Origin of the sequence: Brevundimonas sp. VNH65 (assembly GCF_049445955.1) — a bacterium.
Taxonomy (GTDB): domain Bacteria; phylum Pseudomonadota; class Alphaproteobacteria; order Caulobacterales; family Caulobacteraceae; genus Brevundimonas.
Genome location: NZ_JBMSDX010000006.1, coordinates 54542 through 80275, shown reverse-complemented (window position 1 = coordinate 80275; position 25734 = coordinate 54542). Strand labels below are relative to the sequence as shown.

Here is a 25734-nt window from a genome sequence, read left to right as displayed (position 1 = left end):
CGATCCCCCTGGACGACACGGCTATTCCGGTCGTTCTCTGGTATCTACGCGGGGCCGGACCTTTCCCCTCATGAGGGGAAGCTCAAACCGGCGCGTATGGAGGGGGGGCGTGAGGCAGGTGCGCAATGACTGACGACATCGAAAGACTGATCGGAGCGGCTGCGCCCGGCGACGCTTCACGGCTTGCGGGCGTGGAGGACGCCGTCTGGTCCCGGATTGGCGAGCGCCGGGATCGCGCCCGAATGGGTCAGGTGCGGATCGCCGCCGTGGCGATCGCCCTTGTCGTCGGCGGTGCGAACGGCGGTCTGATGCTCATGACCCCACGGCCAGAGCCTTCAGAGCTGCGTATCTTCACGGTGTCAGCCGGCCTGTCACCTATGGCCAGCCTGGATGTTTGGGGATGAGGGCGACGTGGAAGTCGATCGTCGCCACGGCGATCTTGGCGGCGCTCGCCAGCGGGGCAGCGACCTGGGCGAGCGCGACCTGGATCATGCGCGAGCGCCAGCCGCCGAGCCTGCACAGCGTCGTCCATGAAAAACTCGACCTCAGCGCGGAGCAGGACCGCCGTCTAGACGTCATTGAAGCCCGCTTCGCCGCGCGTCGCCCGGCACTGGAGGCGGAGGTTCGTGCCGCCAATCGCGAACTCGCGGCCGCCATCGCCGCAAGCGACGGGGACACGCCGCAGGTCCAGGCGGCTGTCGATCACTTCCATACCGCCATGGGCGATCTGCAAAAGGCGACGATTACCCATGTGTTCGAGATGCGATCCGTTCTGACCCCGGCACAGGCCGAGGTGTTCGACGCGGCCGTCGTCGACGCCGTACGCTACGAAGCCGGCTAAGCGCGGCGCGTGGGGGTTGAAGCCAGCATCGAGGTCCGAGCGGCGGGTGGAGACCGGGCCGCTTTCACTGCCTTGATGACCGCCACCAAGGCCGACCTCTACCGGTTCATTCGCCGCTACGTCGGCGACGAGGCTGAAGCGCATGACGTGCTTCAGGAAGCCTATGCCTCAGCGTGGCTCGCCATGCGGCGATATGATCCGGCGCGGCCTTTCGATGTCTGGCTGCGTTCCATCGCCTTGAACAAGTGTCGGGACTGGAGCCGGCGGCGCTCCGTTCGCCGTGTCGTGCGCGGCGTGATGGGGCTCGATGCTCCCGAGGCGACGGCGGTGGGGGAAGACGCACCCATGCCTGAAGCTAGGCTGGACGATCAGCGCAGGGCCCAGGACCTGCAACACGCGCTGTCTGAGCTTCCCGACGCCCTGAAGGCCCCACTCCTGTTGGCCACGCTTGAAGGGCGCTCTCATGCGGAGGTCGCATCCATATTGGGCATCACGCCGAAGGCCGTGGAAACGCGGATCGCCCGCGCGCGAAAAAAGCTGGTCGACGCCTTGGCTTGAGCGCCGGTTCGGCGTCGCGGTGCCGAGCGCGCGCGCAAGAGCGTTATCTCGAAGACTGTGGCGACCTGACGCAAGGGATGCGCCGCTCAGATGCGTATCTGAACGAACGGCTCACTTGCCGACCAAGGAAAACTTCTCTGATGTCGACCGCTCGCCTTGATCGCCGAACGCTTCTCCGGGGCGCCGCCATCGGCGGTGGATTGCTGGGACTGCAAGGCTTGCTTCCGGCCTGGGCGCAGACGGGTTCGGCGGGGCTGCGGTCGGACCTGCCGACGCTGACCGGACCGAACGTCGACCTGACCGTCGGCCACTCGCCCTTCACGGTGGGGGGGCGCACGGGCCATGCGGTGACCATCAACGGCGTTCTGCCGGCGCCGCTGCTGCGCCTGCGGGAGGGCCAGAATGTCCGGCTAGCGGTCACCAACGGTCTGGACGAGGACACCTCGATCCACTGGCACGGCTTGCTCCTGCCGTTCCAGATGGACGGCGTGCCGGGCATCAGCTTTCCCGGCATCAAGGCCCGCGAGACCTTCGTCTATGAGTTCCCGATCAAGCAGTCGGGCACCTTCTGGTATCACAGCCACTCTGGTCTTCAGGAGGCGATGGGGCACTACGGTCCGATCGTCATCGATCCGGCGGGCGCCGATCCCATCGCCTACGACCGCGAGCATGTGCTGGTCCTGTCGGACTGGAGTTTCATGCATCCGCACGAAATCCTCGACAAACTGAAGAAGAGCCCCGGCTACTTCAACCAGCAGCGCACCACCTTGGCGGGCCTCCTGGATGGCAGCGACCGCATGAGCCTGGAGGAGCGGCGGATGTGGGGCCAGATGCGGATGGACCCTCGCGACATCCTCGACGTCAACGGCTCGACCTACACCTATCTCATCAACGGCCACGGTCCGCAGGAGAATTGGACCGGCCTGTTCCGGCCCGGCGAGCGGGTGCGGCTGCGCATCATCAACGCTTCGGCCATGTCGATCTTCAACATCCGCATTCCCGGCCTGCCGATGACCGTGGTCCAGGCCGACGGCGAGAACGTCCGCCCGGTCGAGACCGATGAGTTCCAGATTTCGGTGGCCGAGACCTATGACGTCATCGTCCGGCCGACCGATGACCGAGCCTACACCATCGTCTCCGAAGCCATCGACCGCTCCGGCATGGGACGGGCGACCCTGGCTCCCCGCCTGGGCATGACCGCCGAGGTTCCGCCGCTGCGCGAGGTTCCCAATCTGACCATGCGCGACATGGGCATGGGCGGAATGGATCACGGCTCAATGGGCGGCATGTCCGGGATGGATCACGGCGTGATGGCCGGCATGGACCACGGAGCCCCGGCCCAGGGCGCGGCGCCGGCGGGCGAAATGGCCGGGATGTCCATGGCCGGCATGAACATGCGTGACCCCGAGAACGCCCCGCCGGACATGGCGGTCGGCGTCGGCGTCGATGCGATCGCCATGGCCCCGGCCAACCGCCTCGGCGAGCGTCCGATCGGTCTCACAGACGTCGATCACCGCGTCCTTGTCTACACCGACCTGGTGTCGCTCCAGCCCAACAAGGACCAGCGCCCGCCGTCGCGAACGATGGAAATCCACCTTACCGGCAACATGGAGCGGTTCATGTGGGGGTTCGACGGCCGCAAGTTCAGCGAACTGGTCGAGCCGATCCGCTTCGAACGCAACGAGCGGGTGCGGGTGACGCTGGTCAACGACACCATGATGGCCCATCCCATCCACCTGCACGGCCACTTCTTTGAACTGGTGACGGGCGGGCCGGCCGGACATCAGCCGCTCAAGCATACGGTCAACGTCGCGCCCGGCGGCAAGGTGACCTTCGACCTGACCGCCGACGCGCCCGGCGACTGGGCGTTCCACTGCCATATGCTGATGCACATGCACGCCGGCATGTTCAACGTCGTGACGGTGCGGCCCATGGACGGAGCCAACTGATGATCCGCCTCGCCGTCGCCCTCGCCCCCCTGGTCCTCGCCGCCAGCGCCTTCAGCGCCCAGGCCCAGGACCCGCACGCCGGCCATACGATGCCGGCGCCGGCCCGCCCCGCTCCGGCCCCGACGCCGCAGGCGCCCGCCCGGCCGGCGGCGCAGGACCCCCACGCGGGTCATGTCATGCCGGCGGCGCCGACCCCGCCCGCACCCGATCCTCACGCTGGCCACCGGATGCCGGCTCAGCCCGCGCCCGTCGATCCCCATGCGGGGCACGACATGGCGGCCCCGGCCCCGGCGCAGCCTGATCCCCATGCGGGCCACGACATGTCCGCCATGGCCCCCGCCCAGGCCGATCCCCACGCCGGGCATGACATGTCGGCCATGAGCATGGGGCCGCCGGACGTCCCCACCAGCGCCGACAATCCCGGCCGGCCGCCCGAAGACCCGCTCCCCGCCGCCGCCCTGGGCGGCCCGGCTCACGCGGCCGATCTCGTCTTTGGCACCGAGGCCATGGCCGCCTCTCGCCGGACCCTGGTCCGCGAGAACGGCGACGTCCGCACCACCGCCGTCATCGTCGACCGTCTCGAAGCCGGTTTCGGCGACGACGGCGAATCATATCTCTGGGACGTCCAGGGCTGGACGGGCGGCGACATCAACCGCTTCTGGTGGAAGTCCGAGGGCGAAGGCGACTTCGGCGGCGAGCTCGAGGAGGCTGAGGTCCAGGCGCTCTACAGCCGCGCGGTGACGCCCTTCTGGGACGTTCAGGCCGGCGTGCGTCAGGACTTTCGTCCCGACGGCGAGGACACCACGCATCTGGTTCTCGGCCTGCAGGGCTTGGCGCCCCACTGGTGGGAGATCGACGCCGCCGCCTTCCTGTCGACCGAGGGCGACCTGACCGCCCGCGTCGAGGCCGAATACGATCAGCGCATCACCCAGCGCCTGATCCTCCAGCCGCGCCTCGAAATCGACGTCTCGGCGAGCGACATTCCGGAGCTGGAGATCGGCTCGGGCCTGTCCTCAGTCGAGGCGGGCCTGCGGCTGCGCTATGAATTCCGCAAGGAGTTCGCCCCCTATGTCGGCGTCGAGTGGAGCCGCGCGTTCGGAGACACCGCCGACTACATCGAGGCCCGAGGCGGCGAGGCTGACGACACCCGCTTCGTCATCGGCCTCAAGGCCTGGTTCTGAGGACCGCATCCATGAAGAACACTATGCTGCCCCTGATCGCCGCGTTCGGTCTGGTCGCCTGCGAGCCGGCGCAAAAGCCGGCCGACCCGGTCGGAGTCGAAGTGACGGCCCCTGCGCCCGTCCCGACGCCGCGAGCCGTAACCGGACCGGCGGAGCCTGCGGCCTCGCCCGCGCCGGCCGCTGCGGCTCCCTCGCGGGCGGCTCCCGCGAGACCCGCGGCGAAAGCCGCCGAATCTCCGGCTCCGGCGCCGCCGCCGTCGACCGCGCCGGCCCCGGAGCCGATGACCGACCATTCCGGGCACGACATGTCCGCCATGCCCGCGCCCCCGAAACAATGAGAGGAGACCACCCCATGATCCGCACCCTGGCCTTCACCGCCGCCCTGGCTTTCGCCGGAGCCGCCGCCGCCCAGGACCCGCACGCCGGCCATGCCGGGATGCAGCACCCGACCCCGGCCGCCTCGGGCATCGTCACCACCCCCGCCGATGGCGCCATGACATCCGGTTCACCCGAACGGTTCAGCGCGACCTTCCCGCACCCGATGGTCCTCAAGACCGTCACCCTCAGCGCAGAAGGTCAGGAACCGATCGTCGTGACCGCGCCCGCCACACCGGCCGCCGCGGCTGTCAGCGTGGCCTTGCCGCGTCTCTCGCCGGGGACCTACACTGCCGCCTGGACCGCCGAAGGTCCGGACGGTCACAAGATGTCCGGCTCCATCCGCTTCATGGTCCACTAGGAGAACGACGATGAAGGTTTCCAACCTGCTGGCCGCGGCCGGCGCGATCCTGACGCTGAGCGCCGGCGCGGCCCTGGCCGCAGAAGGCTGCGCCTGCTGCAAGGACATGGCTGCGGACGCCGCCATGACCTGCTGCGACGACATGAAGACTGAGCCGGCCGCCCCGGCCGAACCGGCGCCGCCCGCGCCGGCTCCGTCGGACGCGCCCGCGCCCCAGGGCCACGCCGACCACAACTGATCCTCCGCATCGGCGCTTCCGGCGGCCGCCTCCAGGGGAGCCGCCGGAAGTGATCGGATGTCAGAGCGTCACACCGTGCGCCAGAGCGGCTGACGCCAGCGGTGAGCTCGCCGTTTCCACACGAACGAAGCGCACCGTCTCGGCCCGAATCCTGGGTTCGGCGACGAAGCCGGCTTCGGCAAAGGCGATGTGCTGGGGCATGACCGGCCCGGCCGGATCCGCGCTCCACCATCCTTCCACGGCCGCGGCCTTCGGCAGGATGCCGCCCACGATCCGTTCGATGTCCCGGAAGGTCAGGTCCACCTCGGCGCGCTTCTGGCGTCGGAGGAAGGCTGCGAGCGGGGCGTATTTGGGCATCGGCGTGTTTTCCTTTCTCTGATGGCCTCCGGTCAACCCGACTCGCGCGACCAGCCGCAAGCGGTGTAGGGTCATTGATGGCGGGTTCCGGGAACGATAGGCGCCGATCGAGAGCCAGGGGACGCGTGAGCGTCGGCGGCGATCGGCGGCGAAACGCCGGGCTTCCTCACAGAAGTTCCGGGCCCGCCCCCTCACCCTTCGCGCCTTGACCCGTCTTCGTCAGGATCGATGATGCCGGCGCGGACCGCAGCCGCGACAGCTTCGATGCGCGTCCGGACACGAAGCTTGGCGCAGGCTTTCTCGATGTACCCCGACACCGTGGCCGACATGCTCAAGGTGGCCGAACACCGGGGATGGTCGAGCCTCCGCGTCGCCGGCGATGACGCATTCCGGCGCGAGGTCTGGGTCCAGGCCCAGGCGCTCGGCCTCGAGGTGAAAGGTCATCGACCCACCGAACGGGACCGCGCGGCGGCCGCGCCAGCCGGTCGCGACCAAGGCCCGCCCGCGGCGGACCGCGACCGATCGCTGGAGCGCAAGCCCGCCTCCCGCACGGTGGAGGCGCGCCTGGCCATGGCCGCCCAGGTCGTCCGCGCCGTGGTGGTCGATCCCGAGATGCAGGCGCGGCTGATCGCCCGCGCCTGGACCCGCGCCGCGCCCTATCTGGAGCGCTCGCGCGACGCGCAAGACCGGCCCTCCAGGGGCGGCCGCGACCGCTGACCGGGGCGCGAGCCCCTATCGAGCGCGTCCGCCCGGCGCCCGCCCGTCATCCCGCTGGCGGGATGGCGTCTCCCTGGCCGCTTCAATCCGTCGTCGCAGCAGGTCGCGGCGGGTCTCGACCTCGGGCAATGCGCGGACGAACCGTTCGATCGCCTCTCCGAACCGCTGGTCAGCGGCGTCCCCAGACTTCTGCAGGGCGACGGCCTCGGCCACGAAGGCCCTACGGACCGCCAGCTGGCGGGCGCGGATCGGCCGCCGCCAGGGCTCCGATCCCGTCCCGCCCTCGACCGCCTCGCGCCAGGCCGAGGCGAGGACGCGGGGCATGTCGGTCCCACCCGCCATCGCGCGTTCCCGCAGTTTCCGGATGGCGATCGGGTCGGCCTTGCGCACCACGCCTCGCGCCCTGCGTGGCGTGGCCTCCGCCTCGACGCCTCGCTCGCGCAGAGTCCTGGCGAACCCTTCGCGCCAGGCCTGCAGGTCCGCCTTGCGGGGGTTCAGCCTCTCCCCGTCCCGACCCAGCATCCGCACGGTGAGATGCACGTGCGGATGCCGTCCCTCGTCGTGGAGCGCGAACACATAGGCGAACCGGTCGCCGAAGGTCGCGGCGGCGAAGGCCCGCGCCGCATCGTGCAGCCGATAGGGCTCGGTCCCGGCCGGCATGCTCAGGACCACGGACAGGGACGCCGGCGAATCCTTCCGGCGATGCGGCTCCACGGCCAGCTCCGCCGCCCAGTCCCCGGCCAGCGTCCTCACCGCCTCACGGCCGACCAGCCGCTCGCCGTCCGGCCCCTCCAGAGCCAGGGCGCCGTCGCGGGAGATGTAGTCGAGATGGCGCACGAGATGGCCGCCGTCGCGCGTGCGCCCGGTGATCTTGACCATGACCTCCGGCGCGCCCCGGACCACGCGCATGAGTTGACTGCGCGCCGCGTCCGGCGCCCTGGACGAGAGCTTGCCGAGCACCGCGGGGGTCAGCCGCGCCCGCCGTAGGTCCACCGGGGGGCGCAGCGCCTCCTCGAAGCCGGACGGGGTCCGCATCGGGCTCAAGGCTCGGACGCCCAATAGGCGAGATTGCCCTCGAAGGCGTCGCGCAGCCCGAGAAGATGGCGGCGAATCTCCTCGGTGAAGGCGGCCAGCTGCGCGGTCTCCAGGTCGAGCACCTGGCCCTCCATCACCGCCGTGTTCAGGGCCCGGGCGATCTGGTTGACGTTGACGCCGATGCGCCGGAGCTCGCGCTGAACCTCGATGAGGACGATCGCGTCCGGCGGACTGAACTGCGGCGACCCATGGAGACGTCGGCGGATCAGGGCGACGCACCATTGGGTCCGGGACAGGCCCACGCCGGCGGCCACGGCCTCGACCAGGGCCAGGTCGTCCGCCCCGAGGCGCAGGGTCAGCTTGCCGGCCCCGCCGCCCGGCGGACGGTCCGGAGCTTCGGGCACGGGCGCCTGGGCGGCCGCCTCCATCAGGCTGCGCAGGAACCGCGAGCGCCCGCCGCGACCGGCCGCCGCGGCGTCGAAGCGGCGCGCCAGATCAGGTGGAAGACGAAGGGTGAGGCGGTCCATCGGTCGGGGGCTTTGTCAGACATTGCCGGCGCAAAGCCTATCCTGCCCTAGACCGTCACCCCCCTCGCCCCGTAGGCCTCAGGTGTAGCCGCCCTCCCCTCGGCGACCGAAGACGGCCGCTCGCCCGCCGTCCTGCCGGACGCCCCAGCCGGAGGGTTCAGACCCTGACGCGTCGGTAGCCGGCACCCTCGACGAAGCCCGCTGCGAGGCATCCTTCGCGCACGAACCCGGTGCGCGTTCCGTTGGAGTACAGACGGCCGTCCCGCCGATACTGCAGAAACCTCGGCCATCGGGCGGGCCGGGCGCGGAGCGTTTCGGTGTGCACGAGCACATCCCGATCGGCCTGCGGAACGATGTCGGCCAGGGGGCGCACTTCGTAGCGAACGTGCTCGCCGACGACCTCGTCCCGGACCGCATAGGTCGTCCGGTGTCGCGGGGTCTGGCGACGGTCGGCCGCCTCCCTCACCGCGCCCGCGACCACGGTGCGGTCTTCCCATCTCCGGAAATACAGGTTCGCCGCGCAGTTCAGGATCTGATGGTCGTTGAGCGCCAGCACGTCGTCCTCGCGTCGCAACTCGATCACGCCGTCCTGATGCGGAACGGCGTAGACGCCCGGATCGTGGAAGACGACGAGCAGCTCCGGAGACAGCGGCAGCAGCATCACCGCGCCGCCGCTGCGAACCCCGAACGCCAGCCCGCGCGCCCGGGGGTTCTGCAGGTGCCATCGATTGGTGAGAACCGCCGGATCGTCGGAGGTCACGAACGGCGTGGCGGTCCGGTTCCGGACGAGCGTCATCTGCAGATCGTCCACGATTTTCATCGAGCGCGCATAGAACAGCATCGCCGCCTGAACCGCCTCGAGCATCGCCGCCTTCGGGTCGAACGCCGCCCCGTCCGGCAAGACCCCCGGCAGCTGCGCCAGGGCGGCGGCGATCTGGCTGGCGCTGACGGACGCGGCCTCGGTCCGCAGATGCTGGAGAAGCACAAACCGGCGAAGCACGAGGCGATCGAGCCCGGTCGGGTCCGCGCCCTGGATGACCAGCCGCTGGATCGCTGACCCGTACGCCCCTCGATCGTCTGGATGGCTCTCTCGAGCTGTGCGTCCCGACCGTAGAGATAGTCGTGGGAGCACTGCTTGCGGACGGCCGCGTTCGGGATGGCCCGGCCGGCGTCCAGATTGAACAGGTGAATGGCCTTGCCTTCGCCGTCGACCGAGAACGGCTTCAGATGGGCCTTCGGGACAAAATGCTGGTTCTTGTTGTCGGCCATCGCCACCCTCCTGAGCGAAGGCTGGCTGAAGCTGACGCCGGAGACCAGACATCATCCCGACTGGAGCGCATGGAGCCACGCCACGGCGCGTTGGGCGTGGGCGGCGGCCGAGAAGATGAACCGGGTGTCGTCGCGCAGCACCTGGAGCCACGAGGCGAGATAGGCGGCGTGATCCTCGCGAGGCTGCAGGGCCAGTCCGAGGTCGGCGCAGAGGAACGCGGCGCCGAGTTCGGCCACCAGCTCTTCCCGGGCGTAGCCGGCGTCTCCGTGCCGACGGCGTCCGAAGTCGCGGTCGAGCCGGCTGGGATGCCGGGTCCAGTGCGTCAGCTCGTGGCTTAGCGTGGCGTAATAGGCTTCCGGATCGCGGAAGCTCTCGAACGCCGGCATCTGCACGAAGTCCGGCTCCGGCGCATAGAAGGCGCATCCGCCGCCATGACGGACCTCCGCCCCCGTCGCGGCGAAAAACGCCTCGGCCCGAGCGAGGCGTTGACCCGAGTTCAGGACCGGCGTCGGCGCCGGAGCGTACGACGCGGGCAGGCCCTCGATCTGCTCGACGTTGAAGACGGTGTAGGCCTTCAGGAAGGGAATTCGCCGGGTCGCCTCCTCGCCGGCGTCATCGGCGTCGGTGCGGACCAGTTGATCGGCGTAGACGACGGTGGAACCCCGCTCGCCCTTGCGGACACAGGCGTTCAGCGCCAGCGCCTGACGGAAGGTCATCCAGGTGGCGGACTGGAAGCCTCGGGCCGCGGCCTCGCCCCACAGCAGGACGACGTTGATGCCCTGGTAGGGCGTGCCGTCGTGCCTGAGCGGCCGGCTGACGCTTTCGGATGCGGCCCAGGGCTGGGTCCAGGGCCGGACGCCGGCTTCGAGCTGGGCGACGATCTGGCGGGTGATGCGGGTGTGGAGATCGGAACGTGAGGGTTCGTCCGGGCGCGACATGGCGGCCTCCTCGAAAAATGGGATGTGAAGAAGGGGCGGCGGCGCTGTCGTCAGCGCCGCCGCGGCTCGCTCAGCGGGACCAGATCAGGCTGTGTCCGCCTTCGATCTCGACCAGGGAGGCGTAGATCGGAGCGGGGAAGCTGGGATCGTCGAGCTTGACCGACAGGTAGTCGCGGTTCTGCTGGCTGGTCTTCTTCCAGGCGGCGCCGAACTCGGTCTGGCCGGAGAAGATGCGGAAGTCTGGAGCCTTGTCGTCGGTCTTCTCGTTGGCCCGGAGCTGGGCCGCCTTGACGTTGAGGGTCAGGGTCTTGATCGAACCGCTGTAGCTTCCGTCTGCTTGCTGGGTGAAGGAACCGATGGTGGCCATGGAAGTCTCTCCTTTGCTGTCGGGCCACGCCTGCCGCGGCCTCGATGGCGATCGACGGACCGGGAGACGGACGGCCCGCAGGTCGCAGCGCCGCAGGCGTGAGAGACCCCGCAGCGCATGCGAAGGACCGGGCGGGGCGTGTTTCTTGACTTGCGCGAGGAGGCCGCCAGGCCGGGGAAGAAACTCGCCCCGCGCCGGTTGCGGAAGACGGACGGCTTTCGGTCAGATCAAGCCCTTCGAGAGGCCGCGCGGGCTGGCCCGCCGGCGAGAGACCCTCACCCCGCCTCGGAGCCCTCCCCGCGCATGACCCGCTCCGGTCCGACCTTCTGGCCCTGCACATCGGCTCGATCAGGGCCTTCTTGAACCTGCCCAGAGAAGGCCTGTAGATTGGCTACGACCGCACGCATGACCGGCGGACGCGTAAGGAGGCGATCGCTTGGCGATGCACCCCGACACCATCCAGTTCGCTGTGATCCGCGGCGATGGCGACTGGCGGGTTCTTCGCGACGGCCGAACCTCGGGGCATTTCGACTTCAGCGTTGACGCCATCGAGTCCGCGCTCGTCAAGGCGACGACCCTGATCGACAGGGGCGCGCGGGTCGAGGTCTTCGTCCAGGACGCCGCCGGCCAGCTGCGTCAGGTCGATCCGGTCGGCGGCGAAGTGCTGCACTGAACGCCCGTATCGGCGACCGCCGATCCAAAGCCGCGCTCGCTGGTGCATCGGTCGCGGTTACGGCGTGAGATCGGCGGTCCTAGGCGTCGTCATCGCGCGCCGCCTCGCGCAACTGGTCGAGGCGCTCCTGACACACGGTCGTCGCGACGGCCCGCAGAATCTCGACCCGCTCCGTCAGCCAGGCCAGTTCCTCGGCGCTGATCTTGTAGTGTTTGGAGTAGCGAGCCTTCACATAGGCCTCGCGCAGCAGCTCGAAGGAACGGCGCTCGAACTTGGTCTCGCGTGGCCAAGCCTCGGCCAGCCGGACGTCGATGGCTTCGCACTTCTTGCGTAGGAACGCGAGGTTGTGCGCCTTGCCGCTGTAGAGCGTCACCACGAGCAGGACGCAGTGATAGAGATGCTCGGAGGCTTGGTGGAGTAAGAACGCTGCCCAGTTCGGCTGATCGTTCTCGATGAAAAATCGGGCTCCCTTTTGCGCCCCAGTGGCGCTGGCCATCCACTTTTCTAGGTGCTGTTCCGCCTCGGCCAAGGCGACCTTCGCCTTCAAGTCCGCCGGCTTGTGGAGCTTGGCGCCAGACGTGTCGAACAGAACGATTCCCTCGCGCACGATGTCGGCCCAGAAGTAGCGCCCGCGATCCAGCTGCTCGTTCACGTCGCCAAGACTGTGCACGATCAGGCTGACCGGCGTGCGGATCAGTGTCTCGCCCGGCATCAGCTTGTTCTCGGCGTCGTGCCAGAACTCGCCGTCGGTCAGGTCTTCATGATCGACGACGATCAGCAGATCGAAGTCCGAAAAATAGCGTCCGACCGGATCGTGGACCCAGTCGCCGCGCGCATAAGAGCCATAGAGGATGATCTTGAGAATATTGCCGTTCTTCAGCCGCTCGGCCCGGCGGGTCGAGACGGCCTCGGCGAACGACTCGCGGATCACCTCGACTACCCGGCGCAGCTCCACCTGCTTGCGCGGCGGCAGATGATCGATCGAAGTCTTCATCGGGCGAGTCTCGCCCAAGGAGTGCATCGGAGCAAGGCGCGAAGCCTCAGTTCTGGATCAGGCGGACCAAGGTCCCGTCCGGGTCGATCAGCGCGCCGATCCGCAGCCCTGAATCCTCGACCTTTGGCGGGTGCAAGCGGGGTTGACCCCAACAGGTTTCCGGCAGGCCGGTGACAAGGCAGGCTGCGTAAAATGCGTCCAGATCGTCGAGCCTCAGGCAGCAGCTGAAGTTGCTGGTGAGCGGATCCAGGTCCGGATGCGGGAAGAACTCGAGCGTGAGTTCGCCCCGTTTGAAGATCATCCAGCCTTCGTCGCGCCAGCCCTCCTCGAAGCCGATCTTGGCGTAGAACCGGGAGGTGGTTTCGAAGTCCCGCGACGGCAGGTTGGGCGTTGCGTGGTCGGTCACGGCGAGCTCCGAATGCGGCGATGCCACCGAAGCCTAGCCGCAACAGCCCTTCCCATCCACTTGGATCGGAGGACACGGCACGTCGGCATAGGAGCAGAATACGCAGCAGTCGCCCGGCAACGGCTTCAGCTTCAAGCCGCACCCGAGGCAATCGTAAAACCAGATGCAAGCGTCGGTGGGCATGGTCTCCGTCGCGACATGACCGCAATGCGGGCAGGTCAGCGTCGACTCCAGAACGAAGGCGGCCGTCATCGCATCGCCGCCAGTCGGGGCGTGGCCCAGGGCTCGATGTAGGGCTGCCACGCCAGGGACAGGACGATCAGCACGCTGGCGGTCACCAGCAGCCAGAACGCCAGGCGCGAAGGGCGCCGGCATGCGCCGTCCTTCTTGCACATGCGCAGACGGCGCCAATGGAGCAACCAGCCGGCGGCGAGGATGACGGCGGCCAGGAGCGTCAGCCAGTTTCTCGCGCCAGCGATGACGGCGGCCCCGGCGAAGGATACGCCCGCCACCGACAGAGCGAGGGGCAGCACGCAGCAGGCGGCCCAGGCGAACACCGAGGCGGCGGCGCCGATGGCCGCCGAGGCGCTGACGGCGACCTCAGGATCTCTCGGTCGGTGTTGATCGATGGCCATGGAGCCTCCCGTTCGATTTCTGCTAGAGGCTACAACCCGTAGCCACTACGGGATCAAGAGCCATGTCCACACGAAGTTTGACGATCGGGCGTCTCGCGGCCAGCGCGGGAGTGAACTTGGAAACGGTGCGCTATTACGAGCGGATCGGCCTGATGCCAGCCCCGGCCCGGACCGACGGCGGCCACAGGAGCTACGAGCCGGAACACGCCCAACGCCTGCGCTTCATCCGTCGGTCACGCGAGCTGGGCTTCGGCATCGACGCCATTCGGCGGCTGATCGCGCTCAGCGAGCCCGGCGTGCAGGCGTGTTGCCAAGTTCGCGACATGGCCCAGGACCACCTCGCCAGCGTGGACGCCAAGATCGCGGACCTCGAACGGCTGCGATTGGTGCTTAAGCAGGCCGTCGCAGACTGCAGTGAGGGCGGCCGAGTCCGGTGTCCGGTGATCGAAGAACTGGGCTCGATCGCATAGATGCGGGCCGGAGCGCCCCGGGGAGCGGACAGGCTCACGCCAGATCAAGCGCCGATAAAGCCCAGGTGCTCAAGCAGGATAGTCAGGCCGAGCGCGACGAGGGCAAGGCCGCCGATCAGTTCGGCCATTTTGCCGAAGCGCTGGCCGACCGCCCGACCGATCAGCATGCCGACAGTGGTCAGCAAAAAGGTCGTGACGCCGATAGAAGCGGCGATGACCCAGATATTGGCTCCAATGAAGGCAAGGCCGACGCCGACGGCGGCAGCGTCGATACTGGTCCCGACAGCCGTGGCGATCAGCCCCCACGGTCCGGACCGGCGGGGCGCCTCGCCCGCTTCCTCCGACCGCGGACGGGTCGCTTCCCAGATCATCTTGCCGCCGACAGCGGCCAGCAAGCCGAACGCGATCCAGTGGTCGATCCTTTCGACGAGGCCAGCGGCGACCATGCCAAGCGCCCAGCCGATCAAGGGCGTGATGGCCTCGATGACGCCGAACACCAGTCCCGCCTTGACCGCGCCTGGCAGGGTCGGTCGATGCGAAGCGCCACGGCCGACCGCTGCCGCGAACGCGTCAGTGGACATGCTGAGGGACAGGACGGCGATGGCGACGGGAGTCATGACGGGCATCCACCGGGCAACGAACAGCGCCTCCCTTCCCGGCCGGTGCGGCGGTGGGACGCGCTGGTCTCGCTAGGCGGCGGTTCCGCTGGCCGGACCACGCGCCAAGCGCGAGTGTGTTGACCCGGCCCCGACGATGAATCGCCGGAAGCTACTCCCCAACAGGAAGCGGCCTTCTAGCCGGCGTTGCGTACAGAGGTCCATCGACAAGACGACGCATCATGATCGTGCGCTTGTTGAGATCACCGGCCCGGGCGAGGGTGCTTGGGCGACGGACATCGTCCAGCACGTGTCGGGCCAAGCCTTGGCGACGACGTTCGCCTCAGTGGCGCGAAGGCGTGATCGAGGCCTCGGCCGCCCGGCAGGCGCCTTCGCAGCGGCGGCATTCATCGGCGCAGATGCGGCAATGCTCATGCATCTCCGCGTGCTTCTCGCATTCGACAGCGCAATCGGTGCAAATCTCGGCGCAGGTTTCGAGCATGCGTTTGATCAAGGCCTCGTTGCTGCCGGCGCGCCGCGCGGCGAGGCCTGCCGTGGCCAAGCAGACATCCGCGCAGTCGAGATCGAGGCGGATGCACTGGGTCAGATCCCTCACCATCTCCTCGGCGAGGCAGGCGTCGGCGCAGATGCGGCACACGGCGGCGCAGCCGTAGGCCGCCTCGATCGCGCGAACAAGGCTGTCATTGACGCTGCCGCGCACGTCCGGATGGGTGCTGATCATCGGTTGGATTTGCATCAGGGGCTCCTTGGCTGATCGGAATCAAACCCGGGCGTTGAACTGATGTTCCGAACGGTGGAGCCTGGGAGGCTTCGCGTTTGCGTCCGTCGCCTACAGCCCTCCAGCCGGCAGCCAGACCGCGCCCTCGGGGGCGAGCGACGCCCAGCCGCCGGGCGTCGGGAGACCGGCTGCCGTAGCCAACCCGGTCGAGGCTTTCTTGGCGCGGACAGCCGAACGGCAGCGCGGTCGGGAGAACGCCTTCGCCAGACGCGGACTTTCCGGCAGGGACGGGCAGTTTCGCGCGCTGCTCGCCTCGTCACGCATAAGTCCGCCTGGGCTGGGACGCCAAGGAGCTACGCGAGAGCGGCTGGAGAGCACCCTGACAACGGAAAGCATTCACCTCCTAGTCGCCGCCGGGGCCAATCCCAGCGACGTGCGGCGGCTGCGCGCTCGCGGGGTCGATCTCTTCGAAGCGGCGTCCGCCGCCATTCGGGGGGAAGCGACTTTCGCCCAGCAGGCGACCCTGGCTCCCGTTGTCGTCGTCGCCGAGGCGGTGCAGGCGCGTCAAGCCGACGGCGGCGACGGGTTCGGATCTTCTATCGGTTTCCGCGTCGTCGAAAGCCTGAAGGGAGACCTGCCAGCGGGCGCCGACTTCGTTGTACGCCAGGTTTCCGGCGCGGACATGGATGTGAGCACCGATCTGCGCCCGGAAGCCGGCGACCGGTTCCTGCTGCTGCTCTCGCGAGACTATTACGAACAACTCGTCGCGGAAGCGGGGCGTTCACCGCGAACAGGCGCCTATGCCCAGCTGCTGCCGGGTTTCGTCGTGAGGGGCGAGCAGTTGCTGCCGACCGTGATCGGTCAGCCGCCCGTCGGCTCGCTGGCCGCGGCCCGAACCGCCGCAGGTCTTTAACCCGGAGTTCCGAATGAAGACGCTCGTCACCCTCGCCTCGTGCCTGACCCTGGCGACCGCACCGGCGCTCGCCCAGACGCCGCCCATGGAGCGGAAATGGGCCTCTCCGTCGGCCCAGGTCTTTATTCACGTCGACCTTCCGCCCGCCTGCGATCCGGCCACCCAGAGGGCGATCTCCACCTGGAATGGCCAAGGGTCGCTGTGGAACTACGGATGGTCTTCGCAAAATTACCAGACCGACTATCAGGCCTATACTGGCCGCGTAACCTTCGCCCCCCAGCGGCTGTCACCGTCCGTGCCGGGCCAGACCACGCGCTACCCCAGCACAGGAACGACCATGAATTCGGCCTGGATCGGGATCAACGACCAGATGCTGTTCTGGAACGGCAGCTACTATACGGCAGACGGGGATCTGCAGTGCCCGCACTCCGGCGGGGTTTCATCGACGCGCTACAGCTACGAATACGTGGCGCTTCACGAACTCGGTCATGCGCTCGGCTTCGGTCACCATGGCGACTATAGCTGCGTCATGAGCTACGGCACCTATGCGGGGGATCCAAGGACGCGCCCCTGTTCGGCCGAGACGCTCGAGCTTCGGAGGCAGTACGGTGCGCGCTAGATGGTCGGTCGTCGTCCCTGCCCTGGCGTCGACCGCCCTGGTTCTGCTCAGCGGCTGCGAACAGGAACCGGAAGGCGGCTCGATCACCCCGCCGGAATGGCGCACCATAACCTTCGACCGTTGCTGTGAGATCGCCCTCCCCCCTGGTTTCCGGGAAATACCGAAGCCGCCCGGCGTGGTCGACCCGAGCTTCATCGCCGTCGGCGACGGGTCCTCCGAAATCACCTTCGAATACCGGCCTCAGGTCGGCTTCCCGGAAGGTGCCTTGGGCCGGACGGGCTGGTCGAAAGAGACCGTTCTGGTTGACGGCCGGAACGCCGACTTGGTTCGGCACGATGCGCAAGACGCATTTGCCGGCGGGCGAACGCTTCGTCTCAGGGTGAGACTGCCGGATGTACCGACCCTGCAGTCCGCGCCCGCCGCCGCTAATGGCATGGAGCTAGGCGCGACCGGCCATTGCCGGGACGAAGCCAGCTGCGCGACGGTCGAACAAATTTATCGATCGATCGATCTGCCGCCGCTTCGGCGGGCCGACTGACTCGAACGGCTTTGTGGCGCCAGGGTGCCGGGCCGCCGACGAGTGCTCTACCGGCCCCACGGCAGCAGTGCGCCAGAAGCGGAACTTGGGACCGGGCCGCACAGAAGACCTTCAGCTGCCTTGGGGCCGCCCGCGCGGCGCGCTGATTCTGGCCTCGCAGGCCAGCAAGCGGACAGCGACCTTTCTATGCCAGTCAGCGCCGCCAGGTTGAAGACTATTGCATCACACGCAGCCAAGAGGTGGCGGTCGAGTTCGTTGGCCGGCAACGCCGCGATTGACGATCGCCCGCCCTCATCTCCAGGCGCGCTATAGGTGGCGCTACCGCCAAGCCTCCGCAACAATCAATCGGCACAGCGCGCCAGATCACCTCATAATCGCAACAAATCCATATTGAACTGCATCGCCAAGCCGTATACACGCACCATACAGGCGCGATCGTGCAACGCCCCGATGGGAATCGCTTATGGACCATTTCTCGATCATCCAGGCTCTCTGTCGCGCGGCCATGGCCGATGCGTCGCCGGCCCTGCGCAAGCAGATCGAGCGCTTGCGTGATGCGCTGGCCAAGGATGGAGATGCGAAGCAGGCCGCCGCCTTGACCAGCATACTGACGACCGCAGATCGGACGACGGAGCTTTCACCGAGTCGTATCGAGCGTTCTAAGGCTCAGATTCCCGGCGAAGTTCTGACGCGCAAGACCCCCGTGCCCGTCGATCGCGAAACGGCGGCGGCGCTAGCAGACATCATCTTCCCGGCGGACATCCAACCGACCGCGCCGCTGTTCAACGCGACGGTCAGCCAAGCCATCGAAACCATCATCGAAGAATGGGCAAATTTCGACGCCCTATCCGAGATCGACATCCGGCCGTCGAAGACTTGCCTCATCTACGGGGTGCCAGGAACGGGCAAGACCCGCTTGGCGCTTTGGATTGCGCAGCAGCTCGACCTTCCCGTTGTCCTAGTGAAGTTGGACGGTCTCGTGTCGTCGTTCCTGGGCACTACCGCGCGCAACATCGGTAACTTGTTCACGTTCGCCAACCGCCATCGCTGCATCCTTCTGCTCGACGAGTTCGACGCCATCGCGAAAGTCCGAGACGACCCGCAGGAAGTCGGTGAGATCAAGCGCGTCGTGAATGCGCTTCTGCAGAACCTCGATGTTCGCCGCGATATCGGCTTCACAATCGGGATCACCAATCACCCGAAGCTCTTGGACACCGCCGTCTGGCGACGCTTCGAGGTTCAGCTTGAAATTCCTAAGCCGGACTTCGAGATGCGGAAAGCGATCGCCGCTCATTTCATGCCGCCCGTGAAGGCTCCGGACATCCATTTGCGGCTGATCGCATGGTTTACTGAAGGTTCGACCGGCGCCGAGATCGAGTCCCTTGTCCGCACGTACAAGAAGGCCACCACCGTTCGGGAGGAGGACAAGCGTGGGCTGCTCGATACGCTCCGCCAGTTCGCCACGCTGAACGCCGCTCGAGTTCAAAGCGAACGCCGCGCGCTGCTGTTCGACGATTCGAGTAACCTGTTTCGGGCCATGCGGGATGATCCGATCCTTGGCTTCTCGATGGCCGACATCGGCGAGATCGCGGGCAAGGATAAATCGACAGTCAGCCGTCAGCTCGGCCGTTCAGCCAAGTCGGGCGAAAGCGAGGTGCTGAATGGCTAGTCCGATCCAGATCGTCCTCAATCCGGAACACTACGAGGAAGCGCGCGAAGCTGGCGGAGGCGGCGGCCGAAAGGACTTCTTCGCCCACCGTGACGCCGAATTTGCCAAGCATCGTGCGGCCCTCACAAACCAGATCGACACCATCTGCGGCGTTCTCAGCGCGCAGTCGCAAGGCGACGTCGGTTTTGTGAAGGTCATTCTGCGCCGTGAAGCTTGGGCGAAAAGCCACCGACCGGTTGCGAGCCTGTTCCGCAACGATCGCACCCCGGTCGTCGGCGGCGGCGATCTCGGCGTCATGATCATCGAAGCCCGCCCTGACACTCTCCGCCAAGTCGCGGGCGAGATCGCCAAGGCCGAGACGCATACGCAAATGCGCTTCAACGAACAGAAGCAGAAGGATGAGCCTCACCCGTCCGCCCGGAAGAGCGAAACCGGCGCCATTGACCGGATCGAACTCTACGGCCCCGCCGACCGCCGCAGCTTCTCGGTGGAAGAGGCCGTCGCATGGCTTTCAAACCCGATGACCGGCAGCAGCTACCAAGTCGAGCTGTTCGATAGCCCACCGCCCCGTTCGGAATGGGATCTCCTCGACGGAGGCCATCGTCGCCTCGCCGAGAGTTTCATCGCAGGCTTCAATGCTCTCGGTCATGGGCTCGCGGTCGAGCGGCTGCCCAATCACCGCCACAAGCAGCCGATCCTCTCCGTCCGGCTCGACCAATCCAGCGATCAGCCCGTCTTGCGGCTGAACGAAGCCCCGCTCAGTGAGCGCCGTCGCGAGTTGGCTCTGTTCAACCCCGACGTCAAACGCCACGCTCGCCTGCTTGCCTTCCTAGACAGCCATCCGCTTGTCCGGCGAATCGAACTGCCCGGCATCGTCGTCCGGGCTACAGGCGCGACCACGCCCGCGCCGCGCACGCGGCCGACGAACCTCACCATTCCTACTCGCGACAGCCGCCGCACCCATCCACGGCTCGGCATCATCGACGGCGGCATCAGTAAAGCGCTCTCGGACTGGGTGATCGATCGGTGGGACATTCTCGCCGACGAAGACGCCGACCTCGCGCATGGCACCTTTATCGGCGGCCTAGCAGCGGTCGGCGGCGCCTTGAACGGCGCGGAAACCTGTCCTGAGCCCGATGGCGCGGAGCTGGTCGACGTCGCCGTGTTTCCGAATGAGCGCAAGGCCGGAGCCTTCGCCTCCTATTATCCCGAGGGCCTGCCGCAGTTCTTCGACGAGATGGAAACCGCCGTTTCCGACGCTCGCGCCCGGCACGGTGTGCGGGTGTTCAACATGAGCCTCAACATCCTGCAACCGGCGGCGCCGGATCGGTACAGCCCGCACGCAGCACGGCTCGATCAGATTGCCGAGACCAACAATGCGGTCGTGTTCATTTCGGCGGGCAATATCCAGCCCCAGGATCTCCGCGCCGAATGGCCCGCCGACGCGACCGCAGCGCTCGCCAATCTCGTGAACGCTCGCAACGACGGCTTGCTCACGCCGGCCGAAAGCGCCCGCAATGTCGCTGTCGCCGCGCTCAATCCGCCGGGACATGACGGGTGCCTACCCTTTGCACCCACGCGGTACAGTCGCCGTGGTCCTGGTCTACGCGCCGGGGTTAAACCGGACTTGGCGCATGTCGGCGGCGCGGGTTCCCAGCATCCCATCATCGGACACGGGCTGTTTTCGATCCTGCCCGATGGGACGATCATAGATGGCTGCGGCACGAGCTACGCCTCGCCCCTCGCCGCGAAAACCGCCGCCGTTCTGGACCACGCCATTGAGGGGGAAGTCTCGCGAGAGACCCTGATTGGCTTGCTGGTCCATCACTCCGAAATGCCGAAGCCCTTGCAGTCCAAGGCGCTCGCGCCGATTGCGCGACACATGGTCGGCTTCGGCATGCCGCCTTCCGCCGACCGGATTCTCGAATCCGGCCCGAACGCCATCACGCTTGTCTTCGCTTCGCGCATCCGGCGCGATCAGCAGATCAACTTCCGCTTTGCGTGGCCGGCGTCGCTGGTGGGACCAGGCGGCAAGTGCCGGGGCCGGGCGAAGATTACCCTTGTCTCCACGCCGCCACTGGATGCCCGGTTCGGTTCGGAGTTCGTGCGGGTGAACATCAACGCCACCTTGCAGCAGGAACAGGCGGGCGGCGGATGGAAGGGTCGCCTTGAACCGCTCTACCTCCCCTCAAAGCGGGAATCACCAGCCGTCGAAGCGGAACTGATCGAACACGATCTGAAGTGGAGCCCGGTGAAAGTTCTGGCTAAGACCTTTCCACAGGGTGTCGGCCCCTCGTCGAACTGGCGGCTGTTCGTCGATTATTTGACCCGCGCCGGGGAGGTTATGCCCGAGGACGGCGTGCCGTTCACGGCGATTGTCACCATCAGCGACCCCGACGCCGAACAGCCGGTGTTCACCGATATGCGTCAAAACCTTCAGGCGCTCGGCACCCAAATCGCTGACATCCGGACCGCCGCACGCATTACGCCGCGCGTCTGATCCTCATCGATGGATGCCGCCGCTCGCCGGATAGCGAGACCTTAAGGAGATTTGTCATGGCGAGATCAGTGTCACTCAGAACCGGACGAGTCTTCGAGACCGTTGCAGCCGCCAAAGAGCATTTTACGCTCATCCTGAACGGCCAAGAGTTGAAGCAGGCATTTGCCGGGGACGAACTGGCCGACATCCGCGCCATTTACGACGACTACTGCGCGAAGACCGGGTGGGAATTACCGTCCCCTCCGGCATCCTTCTATCCCACGCACGATCGCGGTCCGGGCTACACCACGCGATGCTATGGTGTGACTTTCGAAGATGGGACGACTGGTAAATTCTCGCTTGAGAAGGCGCTGAGGGCGATCGCAGCATGAGGCACATTGGGCGCACAATCAGCAAGCGAGTCCGCAATGTCCGATGAATTCCGACGTCTTTGGGAGCAACAAGAAGCGCTGCGGCGAATGATGAAGCCTTCGGGCGACCTGTGGCGACATATCGACCCCGTGCACGATGCCTACAAAGGGCTAGGAATCGGTTCGGCAACAATGGACTTCATCCGACAGGAAGAAGAACGCCGCAGAATGCTTGCCGATCTCATGGATGTCGGCAGCGTCGCCAAGATCACCCAAGACTTCGAGCGACAGCGCAAGCTGCTCGAAGGGCCGGTCGAGGAAGCAAGACGCCTAGGTTTGTTCGACCCTAACTCGGATATTCGAAAATCTATCAGCGCAACAATGGAAGCGCAGCAGGCCTACGAACGCCTGTTCAGACTTCCGGAGACCATGGAGCTCAGCCGGATCGCCCAAGAGGCTATGGAGGGGGCCCGCCTCACGCGCACTGTGCTGGGGACCGAGGATCGACTGCAGGCGGCTATGGCTTCCATGCGGTCACCCTGGCTCCAGATCGAGGAAAGCCTAGTGTCGGCCAAGGCGTTCTCCGAGATCATAGCGATGGGCCGCGGTATCGAGAGTCGCCCCCCGTACGATCATGTTTTTGCCTCAGCGCTGCGGCCGGGGCTCGGCGATTGGCGCGACCTACTGACGCCGACACCCGAGCAGTTGATCGACCCCGTGCTGCGTTCTGGCTTCTATGTGGAGCGGGGCTTCGATCCGGATCTTACCGATTTCACCCCGATGGCTTTCGGCGAAAGCCTGAGGATCGCTGGTCTGCGGGAACCAGAGACGACCGAGAGCCCCGACGAGCAGGAGGATGGCTTCGTCCGTGCCAAGGAGGCGTTCGATCAACTGCAACGCTTCGAAGTCGCGCTCCGTCGCTTCATCGAGCGTGTGATGCAGGCCGCTTTTGGCGACGATTGGATGAAGCGGCAACTCCCCGCCAACATGCTCGACGCTTGGATCGACAAGCGAGATAAAGCAGTGAAAGCCGGATATCCCGAGCAACCGCTAATCGACTATGCGGATTTCACCGACTATCGAGCGATCATCGAACGTAAGGACAACTGGCGGGCGGTGTTCAAGCCGGTGTTCGGCCGCGCAGAGGATGTGCGGGAATCCTTCCAGCGCCTGTTCCCTGTCCGCATTACGACGATGCACGCCCGTCTCATCACCAGGGACGACGAACTGCTTCTGCTGGTCGAGACGAAGCGTGTCCTGAAGGCGATCCGAGGCCAGTAACTAACGGTAAGGCACATTCGGCTCGCCGAGGACGGTAGCCGCCGGGACAAGCGGAAGATCCTGAGCGCGTCCCCCCGAAGGGGACCTGGCAAATGACCGCTAAGAGTCACGTGCCGACATTCGAACTCACGAAAAAGCCGCGCGCCCCCAAAGGGCGCGCGGCGAGTTTTTCCTCAATCCGGCGCGGCGGCTATTCGGCCGCGAACGCGTAGGCGTCGGCGTCGGGCGGCGTCACGGCTTCGGCCGCCTCGCCCTCGTCGTCTTCCTCCGGCGCCCCGGCCACGGCCGTCCGCAGGACAACTGGCAGCCATCCCTTGCCCTCGACCAGCCTCTCCGCCGCCTCGGCCATGTCGGCCTTCTTGAACCCGGCGATCCGGCCCGCCTCCTCGGCGTTGACGGCCTCGGTCACGGCGTCCAGCACCCGCGCCTTGGACACGCGGGCGAAGTAGCTGGCCGCCGTCGCCGACCACGTCCCCGTCATGTCGAGGCCGACCGCCGCCGCCAGCGTCTCGGCCTGCGCCAAGGCGCCGGGCCGCCGGTCGTTCGGGTCACGCACGGCGTAGAGGCCGACCCCGGCGCAGCAGGCCATCAGGTCAAGCTGCTCCGAGGGCGCCAGACCTGTCACCACGCTCCAGAGGTCTTCCGCCCGCTCGGGCAGGCGCGCGCCCCACGCCTCGCACCGGTCGCGAACCCGGCGACCGGCGGGACCGTCCTCCACCCCCGGCGCCAGCCGCTCCAGTCCGCTGACCGTCATCCGAAGCTGCAGCGGCGTCCAGACGCCGTAGGTCGGATAGAAGACCTGCAGGGCCAAGGCGTGGACCACGGTCGCCAGCGCCGCCCCCGCATCGGCCTGCACCGCGTCTCGCAGGCCCATGGTTCTGTGGGCCGTCAGGTCGATGACCAGCCGGTCCGAGAGGGCCGCGCCCGCCTCCTCCGGCTCGGCTCGGATCCGGTCCGCCTCCGACCCGGCCCCGGTCCCGACGTCCTCAGCTGCTCCGTCCTCGAAGGGCGGCGGCGGTTCGGCGACCGCCACCGCGTCCTCGGCCCTGACCAGCCCGCGCTCGAAGCGGGCCAGACCGTCGTGGCCCAGCAGGACCACGATCCCGGCCCGCGCCCTGGCCTCGGGCGTGTAGGCGAAGTCCGGGCCGAAGGCCTGCAAGGCCTTGTCGATCTCTTCCAGCCGGGCGTCCACCTCGGGCGGCAGCATCTCCGCCGCGTCGGTTTCCGAAACCAGACGGTCGTATTCCTCCGACAGGGCCGCGATGACGGCGGCGTCCGCCGCCGACCGCTCGACCGCCACCGGATAGACCCGTCCGAACGCGGAGAGGTCCGGATACTCAAGACCCGCCTCGGCCCATTTCCAGCCCTCGCGCTCGCGCGCCTCCTCGGCCAGCCCCGCCAGCTTGTCGCCGACCAGCCGGTCCAGCAGCCCCACGTCCTCCAGCCAGCCGCCGCCGTCCTCGGTGAAGAGGTCGCGCAGCACCGCCCCGCCTTCGGCCTCATAGGCCTCGACGCCGACGAAGCGCACCCGCCGGTCATCGACGCGGACCTTGGCCTCGGTCATGGCGCGGCGGATGGCGTAGGCCGGGGTGTGCGGCCCGACCTGCTCCAGCACTTGCCGTTGCCGCTCCCGGTCCTCGCTGACGCAGAAGGCCGTCAACTGGTCGAGCGCCAGCGTCCCGTCCCGATAGGCCGCCATCAACTCCGGCGCCGCCGACCCGAGCCGCAGCCGCTGGCGCACGACGTGGGCCGACACCCCGAACCGGGCGCCGATTTCCTCGGGGCCGTAGCCCTTCTCCACGGCCAGCCGCTGGAAGGCCTCAAACTGGTCGGCGGGATGCATGGCCTCGCGGGTCATGTTCTCGTCCAGACTGATTTCGTGGGCGTCGTTGTCGGCGTCCACGATCACCCGCACCGGATGGGTGCGCTTGATCGCCTTGCGCTTGGCCAGCAGCCGCAGCCCCTGACGGCGCCCCTCCCCGATGGTGACGAGATAGTTCCCGGTCGGGACGCCCTCCCCGTCCCGCTCGACCTCGACCACGGGCGGCTGCAACACCCCCTTGGCCCTGATGGAGGCCGCGAAGGCCTCGATGGTCGCCGCGTTGTGCGGGGTCTTCCTCGCATTTTTCGGCGAAGCCTTGAGCCGGTTCAGCGGCACGATCAGTTCCGCGCCGTGCTGCGGCGCGGTCGCCTCCGTCGCGACGGTTTCGATGGATTGAGCAGTCATGTCTGCCTCCTTTGGGCATGGGTTGCAGGCACGCGAACTGCGCGCCTGAAACCCTGCCCGTCGGCGAGACCGGGGTAGCAAGGGCCAGGGCGGACCGGCCGGAGGGGGATCGCCCGGGCTGCACAAGCCGATGATGATGATGATCATGAACAGCATGACCGCGCGGAAGGCCGGGGAGACCGGCCGGTCCGGCGGCGGAGCCGCTTCACCCTGGCCCGCGCGAGGGCGGAGCCCTTCCATGTCCTTTTTCAAGTGTCTGGACGTGCGAAAACCCCTCCGCGCCGCAGGCGCGGAGATGAGCAGGATGAGAGGTTCGTCAGGTTGGGGGCGGAGCGGCGCTGGCGACGGTCGATCAGTCTTCCATTCGCGTGTTGGTTACCGCATGAACGCTTTTCGTCGCGGGCTGGCCT

Annotated in this window: 31 protein-coding genes and 1 pseudogene; 18 read left to right on the top strand and 14 right to left on the bottom strand. The window is 67.4% G+C overall.

Annotated elements, in window-relative coordinates:
• Window positions 1–125 precede the first annotated feature (125 nt).
• The 8 genes from ACO2Q1_RS11045 (at window position 126) to ACO2Q1_RS11010 (ending at window position 5503) form a co-directional block, all read left to right on the top strand.
• Window positions 126–404, top strand: a complete 279-nt coding sequence (locus ACO2Q1_RS11045; protein ID WP_045811507.1) for a hypothetical protein — start codon at window positions 126–128, stop codon at window positions 402–404.
• Complete coding sequence (locus ACO2Q1_RS11040; protein WP_185224715.1) at window positions 401–841, top strand: Spy/CpxP family protein refolding chaperone; 441 nt, start codon at window positions 401–403, stop codon at window positions 839–841. Before ACO2Q1_RS11045 ends, ACO2Q1_RS11040 begins: the two co-directional genes overlap by 4 nt.
• A gap of 9 nt (window positions 842–850) precedes the next feature.
• Window positions 851–1399: an RNA polymerase sigma factor gene (locus ACO2Q1_RS11035; protein WP_292077791.1), complete on the top strand. Its 549-nt coding sequence runs from the start codon at window positions 851–853 to the stop codon at window positions 1397–1399.
• Window positions 1400–1539: 140 nt separating this feature from the next.
• Complete coding sequence (locus ACO2Q1_RS11030) at window positions 1540–3348, top strand: copper resistance system multicopper oxidase (protein WP_293824830.1); 1809 nt, start codon at window positions 1540–1542, stop codon at window positions 3346–3348.
• The gene (locus ACO2Q1_RS11025) at window positions 3348–4529 is read left to right on the top strand and encodes a copper resistance protein B (protein ID WP_185224712.1); all 1182 of its coding nucleotides are present in this window, start codon (window positions 3348–3350) and stop codon (window positions 4527–4529) included. Before ACO2Q1_RS11030 ends, ACO2Q1_RS11025 begins: the two co-directional genes overlap by 1 nt.
• A gap of 11 nt (window positions 4530–4540) precedes the next feature.
• Window positions 4541–4867, top strand: coding sequence for a hypothetical protein (locus ACO2Q1_RS11020; RefSeq protein WP_185224711.1), 327 nt, complete (start codon window positions 4541–4543; stop codon window positions 4865–4867).
• Window positions 4868–4881: 14 nt separating this feature from the next.
• Window positions 4882–5265, top strand: a complete 384-nt coding sequence (locus tag ACO2Q1_RS11015) for a copper resistance CopC family protein (RefSeq protein ID WP_423329525.1) — start codon at window positions 4882–4884, stop codon at window positions 5263–5265.
• A gap of 10 nt (window positions 5266–5275) precedes the next feature.
• Window positions 5276–5503: an ammonium transporter family protein gene (locus ACO2Q1_RS11010; protein ID WP_185224709.1), complete on the top strand. Its 228-nt coding sequence runs from the start codon at window positions 5276–5278 to the stop codon at window positions 5501–5503.
• Window positions 5504–5563: 60 nt separating this feature from the next.
• Here the strand turns inward: ACO2Q1_RS11010 and ACO2Q1_RS11005 are convergent, their stop codons facing one another.
• Window positions 5564–5920, bottom strand: a complete 357-nt coding sequence (locus ACO2Q1_RS11005; protein WP_423329524.1) for a DUF7662 domain-containing protein — start codon at window positions 5918–5920, stop codon at window positions 5564–5566.
• A 225-nt stretch (window positions 5921–6145) separates the two neighbouring features.
• On the opposite strand from ACO2Q1_RS11005, the gene ACO2Q1_RS11000 reads away from it, so the two are divergent.
• Window positions 6146–6577, top strand: coding sequence for an LPD7 domain-containing protein (locus ACO2Q1_RS11000; protein WP_423329523.1), 432 nt, complete (start codon window positions 6146–6148; stop codon window positions 6575–6577).
• Window positions 6578–6592: 15 nt separating this feature from the next.
• Here ACO2Q1_RS11000 and ACO2Q1_RS10995 read toward each other — a convergent pair whose 3' ends face one another.
• The 6 genes and pseudogenes from ACO2Q1_RS10995 to ACO2Q1_RS10970 form a co-directional block, all read right to left on the bottom strand.
• On the bottom strand, window positions 6593–7612 hold the full coding sequence (locus tag ACO2Q1_RS10995) for a relaxase/mobilization nuclease domain-containing protein (RefSeq protein ID WP_185224686.1): 1020 nt from the start codon (window positions 7610–7612) through the stop codon (window positions 6593–6595).
• Window positions 7613–7617: 5 nt separating this feature from the next.
• Window positions 7618–8139, bottom strand: coding sequence for a plasmid mobilization relaxosome protein MobC (gene mobC, locus ACO2Q1_RS10990; protein WP_185224685.1), 522 nt, complete (start codon window positions 8137–8139; stop codon window positions 7618–7620).
• 157 nt (window positions 8140–8296) lie between these two features.
• A complete protein-coding gene (locus ACO2Q1_RS10985) occupies window positions 8297–9271 on the bottom strand; it encodes a DUF4238 domain-containing protein (RefSeq protein WP_423329522.1) in 975 nt (324 codons plus the stop codon).
• Window positions 9211–9408: pseudogene (locus ACO2Q1_RS10980) on the bottom strand (DUF4238 domain-containing protein); the annotation flags it as partial. The gene ACO2Q1_RS10985 and the pseudogene ACO2Q1_RS10980, both read right to left, overlap by 61 nt.
• A gap of 51 nt (window positions 9409–9459) precedes the next feature.
• Window positions 9460–10347, bottom strand: coding sequence for an ArdC family protein (locus ACO2Q1_RS10975; RefSeq protein ID WP_185224683.1), 888 nt, complete (start codon window positions 10345–10347; stop codon window positions 9460–9462).
• A gap of 70 nt (window positions 10348–10417) precedes the next feature.
• On the bottom strand, window positions 10418–10714 hold the full coding sequence (locus ACO2Q1_RS10970) for a DUF736 domain-containing protein (RefSeq protein WP_185224682.1): 297 nt from the start codon (window positions 10712–10714) through the stop codon (window positions 10418–10420).
• Window positions 10715–11150: 436 nt separating this feature from the next.
• Between ACO2Q1_RS10970 and ACO2Q1_RS10965 the strand changes: the two genes are divergently transcribed.
• Window positions 11151–11387, top strand: a complete 237-nt coding sequence (locus tag ACO2Q1_RS10965; protein WP_185224681.1) for a hypothetical protein — start codon at window positions 11151–11153, stop codon at window positions 11385–11387.
• A 79-nt stretch (window positions 11388–11466) separates the two neighbouring features.
• Here the strand turns inward: ACO2Q1_RS10965 and ACO2Q1_RS10960 are convergent, their stop codons facing one another.
• The 4 genes from ACO2Q1_RS10960 to ACO2Q1_RS10945 all read right to left on the bottom strand — a co-directional run bounded on the left by ACO2Q1_RS10960 (window position 11467) and on the right by ACO2Q1_RS10945 (window position 13422).
• Window positions 11467–12342 carry a HEPN domain-containing protein gene (locus tag ACO2Q1_RS10960; protein WP_224762134.1) on the bottom strand — a complete coding sequence of 292 codons (876 nt, stop codon included), beginning with the start codon at window positions 12340–12342 and terminating at the stop codon, window positions 11467–11469.
• 85 nt (window positions 12343–12427) lie between these two features.
• Window positions 12428–12787, bottom strand: a complete 360-nt coding sequence (locus tag ACO2Q1_RS10955) for a bleomycin resistance protein (RefSeq protein ID WP_185224679.1) — start codon at window positions 12785–12787, stop codon at window positions 12428–12430.
• Window positions 12788–12820: 33 nt separating this feature from the next.
• On the bottom strand, window positions 12821–13039 hold the full coding sequence (locus ACO2Q1_RS10950) for a GDCCVxC domain-containing (seleno)protein (RefSeq protein ID WP_276568684.1): 219 nt from the start codon (window positions 13037–13039) through the stop codon (window positions 12821–12823).
• Window positions 13036–13422 carry an MFS transporter permease gene (locus ACO2Q1_RS10945; protein WP_185224678.1) on the bottom strand — a complete coding sequence of 129 codons (387 nt, stop codon included), beginning with the start codon at window positions 13420–13422 and terminating at the stop codon, window positions 13036–13038. The genes ACO2Q1_RS10950 and ACO2Q1_RS10945 overlap by 4 nt, the downstream gene beginning before the upstream one ends.
• Before the next feature lie 62 nt (window positions 13423–13484).
• Here ACO2Q1_RS10945 and ACO2Q1_RS10940 point away from each other — a divergent pair, with 62 nt between their 5' ends.
• A complete protein-coding gene (locus tag ACO2Q1_RS10940; RefSeq protein ID WP_185224677.1) occupies window positions 13485–13892 on the top strand; it encodes a MerR family transcriptional regulator in 408 nt (135 codons plus the stop codon).
• Between the two features lie 44 nt (window positions 13893–13936).
• Here ACO2Q1_RS10940 and ACO2Q1_RS10935 read toward each other — a convergent pair whose 3' ends face one another.
• Both ACO2Q1_RS10935 and ACO2Q1_RS10930 read right to left on the bottom strand, forming a co-directional pair.
• Window positions 13937–14509 (bottom strand): manganese efflux pump MntP family protein, encoded by a 573-nt coding sequence (locus ACO2Q1_RS10935; RefSeq protein WP_185224676.1) that lies wholly within the window; start codon window positions 14507–14509, stop codon window positions 13937–13939.
• A gap of 322 nt (window positions 14510–14831) precedes the next feature.
• Entirely contained in the window at window positions 14832–15245 is a 414-nt protein-coding gene (locus tag ACO2Q1_RS10930) for a four-helix bundle copper-binding protein (protein ID WP_191558093.1), read from the bottom strand.
• Between the two features lie 199 nt (window positions 15246–15444).
• Here ACO2Q1_RS10930 and ACO2Q1_RS10925 point away from each other — a divergent pair, with 199 nt between their 5' ends.
• The 7 genes from ACO2Q1_RS10925 (at window position 15445) to ACO2Q1_RS10895 (ending at window position 23097) form a co-directional block, all read left to right on the top strand.
• Entirely contained in the window at window positions 15445–16140 is a 696-nt protein-coding gene (locus ACO2Q1_RS10925) for a hypothetical protein (RefSeq protein WP_404413584.1), read from the top strand.
• Between the two features lie 13 nt (window positions 16141–16153).
• Window positions 16154–16759, top strand: a complete 606-nt coding sequence (locus ACO2Q1_RS10920) for a matrixin family metalloprotease (protein WP_185224673.1) — start codon at window positions 16154–16156, stop codon at window positions 16757–16759.
• A complete protein-coding gene (locus ACO2Q1_RS10915) occupies window positions 16749–17297 on the top strand; it encodes a hypothetical protein (protein WP_185224672.1) in 549 nt (182 codons plus the stop codon). Before ACO2Q1_RS10920 ends, ACO2Q1_RS10915 begins: the two co-directional genes overlap by 11 nt.
• Before the next feature lie 463 nt (window positions 17298–17760).
• Window positions 17761–18966 carry an AAA family ATPase gene (locus tag ACO2Q1_RS10910; protein WP_191558091.1) on the top strand — a complete coding sequence of 402 codons (1206 nt, stop codon included), beginning with the start codon at window positions 17761–17763 and terminating at the stop codon, window positions 18964–18966.
• On the top strand, window positions 18959–21466 hold the full coding sequence (locus tag ACO2Q1_RS10905) for a S8 family peptidase (RefSeq protein WP_423329521.1): 2508 nt from the start codon (window positions 18959–18961) through the stop codon (window positions 21464–21466). The genes ACO2Q1_RS10910 and ACO2Q1_RS10905 overlap by 8 nt, the downstream gene beginning before the upstream one ends.
• Before the next feature lie 56 nt (window positions 21467–21522).
• Window positions 21523–21837 (top strand): hypothetical protein, encoded by a 315-nt coding sequence (locus ACO2Q1_RS10900; RefSeq protein ID WP_191558089.1) that lies wholly within the window; start codon window positions 21523–21525, stop codon window positions 21835–21837.
• 36 nt (window positions 21838–21873) lie between these two features.
• Window positions 21874–23097 (top strand): Swt1 family HEPN domain-containing protein, encoded by a 1224-nt coding sequence (locus ACO2Q1_RS10895; protein ID WP_191558088.1) that lies wholly within the window; start codon window positions 21874–21876, stop codon window positions 23095–23097.
• 190 nt (window positions 23098–23287) lie between these two features.
• On the opposite strand, the gene ACO2Q1_RS10890 is transcribed toward ACO2Q1_RS10895, so the two are convergent.
• Window positions 23288–25324 (bottom strand): ParB/RepB/Spo0J family partition protein, encoded by a 2037-nt coding sequence (locus ACO2Q1_RS10890; protein WP_293824796.1) that lies wholly within the window; start codon window positions 25322–25324, stop codon window positions 23288–23290.
• Between the last annotated feature and the right edge of the window lie 410 nt (window positions 25325–25734).

Excerpts from the sequence above, each read along its gene's own strand:
- ACO2Q1_RS11045 (WP_045811507.1), top strand. The coding sequence starts at position 126 with ATGACTGACGACATCGAAAGACTGATCGGAGCGGCTGCGCCCGGCGAC.
- ACO2Q1_RS11040 (WP_185224715.1), top strand. The coding sequence starts at position 401 with ATGAGGGCGACGTGGAAGTCGATCGTCGCCACGGCGATCTTGGCGGCG.
- ACO2Q1_RS11030 (WP_293824830.1), top strand. The coding sequence starts at position 1,540 with ATGTCGACCGCTCGCCTTGATCGCCGAACGCTTCTCCGGGGCGCCGCC.
- ACO2Q1_RS11025 (WP_185224712.1), top strand. The coding sequence starts at position 3,348 with ATGATCCGCCTCGCCGTCGCCCTCGCCCCCCTGGTCCTCGCCGCCAGC.
- ACO2Q1_RS11020 (WP_185224711.1), top strand. The coding sequence starts at position 4,541 with ATGAAGAACACTATGCTGCCCCTGATCGCCGCGTTCGGTCTGGTCGCC.
- ACO2Q1_RS11015 (WP_423329525.1), top strand. The coding sequence starts at position 4,882 with ATGATCCGCACCCTGGCCTTCACCGCCGCCCTGGCTTTCGCCGGAGCC.
- ACO2Q1_RS11010 (WP_185224709.1), top strand. The coding sequence starts at position 5,276 with ATGAAGGTTTCCAACCTGCTGGCCGCGGCCGGCGCGATCCTGACGCTG.
- ACO2Q1_RS10995 (WP_185224686.1), bottom strand. The coding sequence starts at position 7,612 with ATGCGGACCCCGTCCGGCTTCGAGGAGGCGCTGCGCCCCCCGGTGGAC.
- mobC (WP_185224685.1), bottom strand. The coding sequence starts at position 8,139 with ATGGACCGCCTCACCCTTCGTCTTCCACCTGATCTGGCGCGCCGCTTC.
- ACO2Q1_RS10975 (WP_185224683.1), bottom strand. The coding sequence starts at position 10,347 with ATGTCGCGCCCGGACGAACCCTCACGTTCCGATCTCCACACCCGCATC.
- ACO2Q1_RS10970 (WP_185224682.1), bottom strand. The coding sequence starts at position 10,714 with ATGGCCACCATCGGTTCCTTCACCCAGCAAGCAGACGGAAGCTACAGC.
- ACO2Q1_RS10950 (WP_276568684.1), bottom strand. The coding sequence starts at position 13,039 with ATGACGGCCGCCTTCGTTCTGGAGTCGACGCTGACCTGCCCGCATTGC.
- ACO2Q1_RS10945 (WP_185224678.1), bottom strand. The coding sequence starts at position 13,422 with ATGGCCATCGATCAACACCGACCGAGAGATCCTGAGGTCGCCGTCAGC.
- ACO2Q1_RS10940 (WP_185224677.1), top strand. The coding sequence starts at position 13,485 with ATGTCCACACGAAGTTTGACGATCGGGCGTCTCGCGGCCAGCGCGGGA.
- ACO2Q1_RS10935 (WP_185224676.1), bottom strand. The coding sequence starts at position 14,509 with ATGACTCCCGTCGCCATCGCCGTCCTGTCCCTCAGCATGTCCACTGAC.
- ACO2Q1_RS10930 (WP_191558093.1), bottom strand. The coding sequence starts at position 15,245 with ATGCAAATCCAACCGATGATCAGCACCCATCCGGACGTGCGCGGCAGC.
- ACO2Q1_RS10920 (WP_185224673.1), top strand. The coding sequence starts at position 16,154 with ATGAAGACGCTCGTCACCCTCGCCTCGTGCCTGACCCTGGCGACCGCA.
- ACO2Q1_RS10910 (WP_191558091.1), top strand. The coding sequence starts at position 17,761 with ATGGACCATTTCTCGATCATCCAGGCTCTCTGTCGCGCGGCCATGGCC.
- ACO2Q1_RS10905 (WP_423329521.1), top strand. The coding sequence starts at position 18,959 with ATGGCTAGTCCGATCCAGATCGTCCTCAATCCGGAACACTACGAGGAA.
- ACO2Q1_RS10900 (WP_191558089.1), top strand. The coding sequence starts at position 21,523 with ATGGCGAGATCAGTGTCACTCAGAACCGGACGAGTCTTCGAGACCGTT.
- ACO2Q1_RS10895 (WP_191558088.1), top strand. The coding sequence starts at position 21,874 with ATGTCCGATGAATTCCGACGTCTTTGGGAGCAACAAGAAGCGCTGCGG.
- ACO2Q1_RS10890 (WP_293824796.1), bottom strand. The coding sequence starts at position 25,324 with ATGACTGCTCAATCCATCGAAACCGTCGCGACGGAGGCGACCGCGCCG.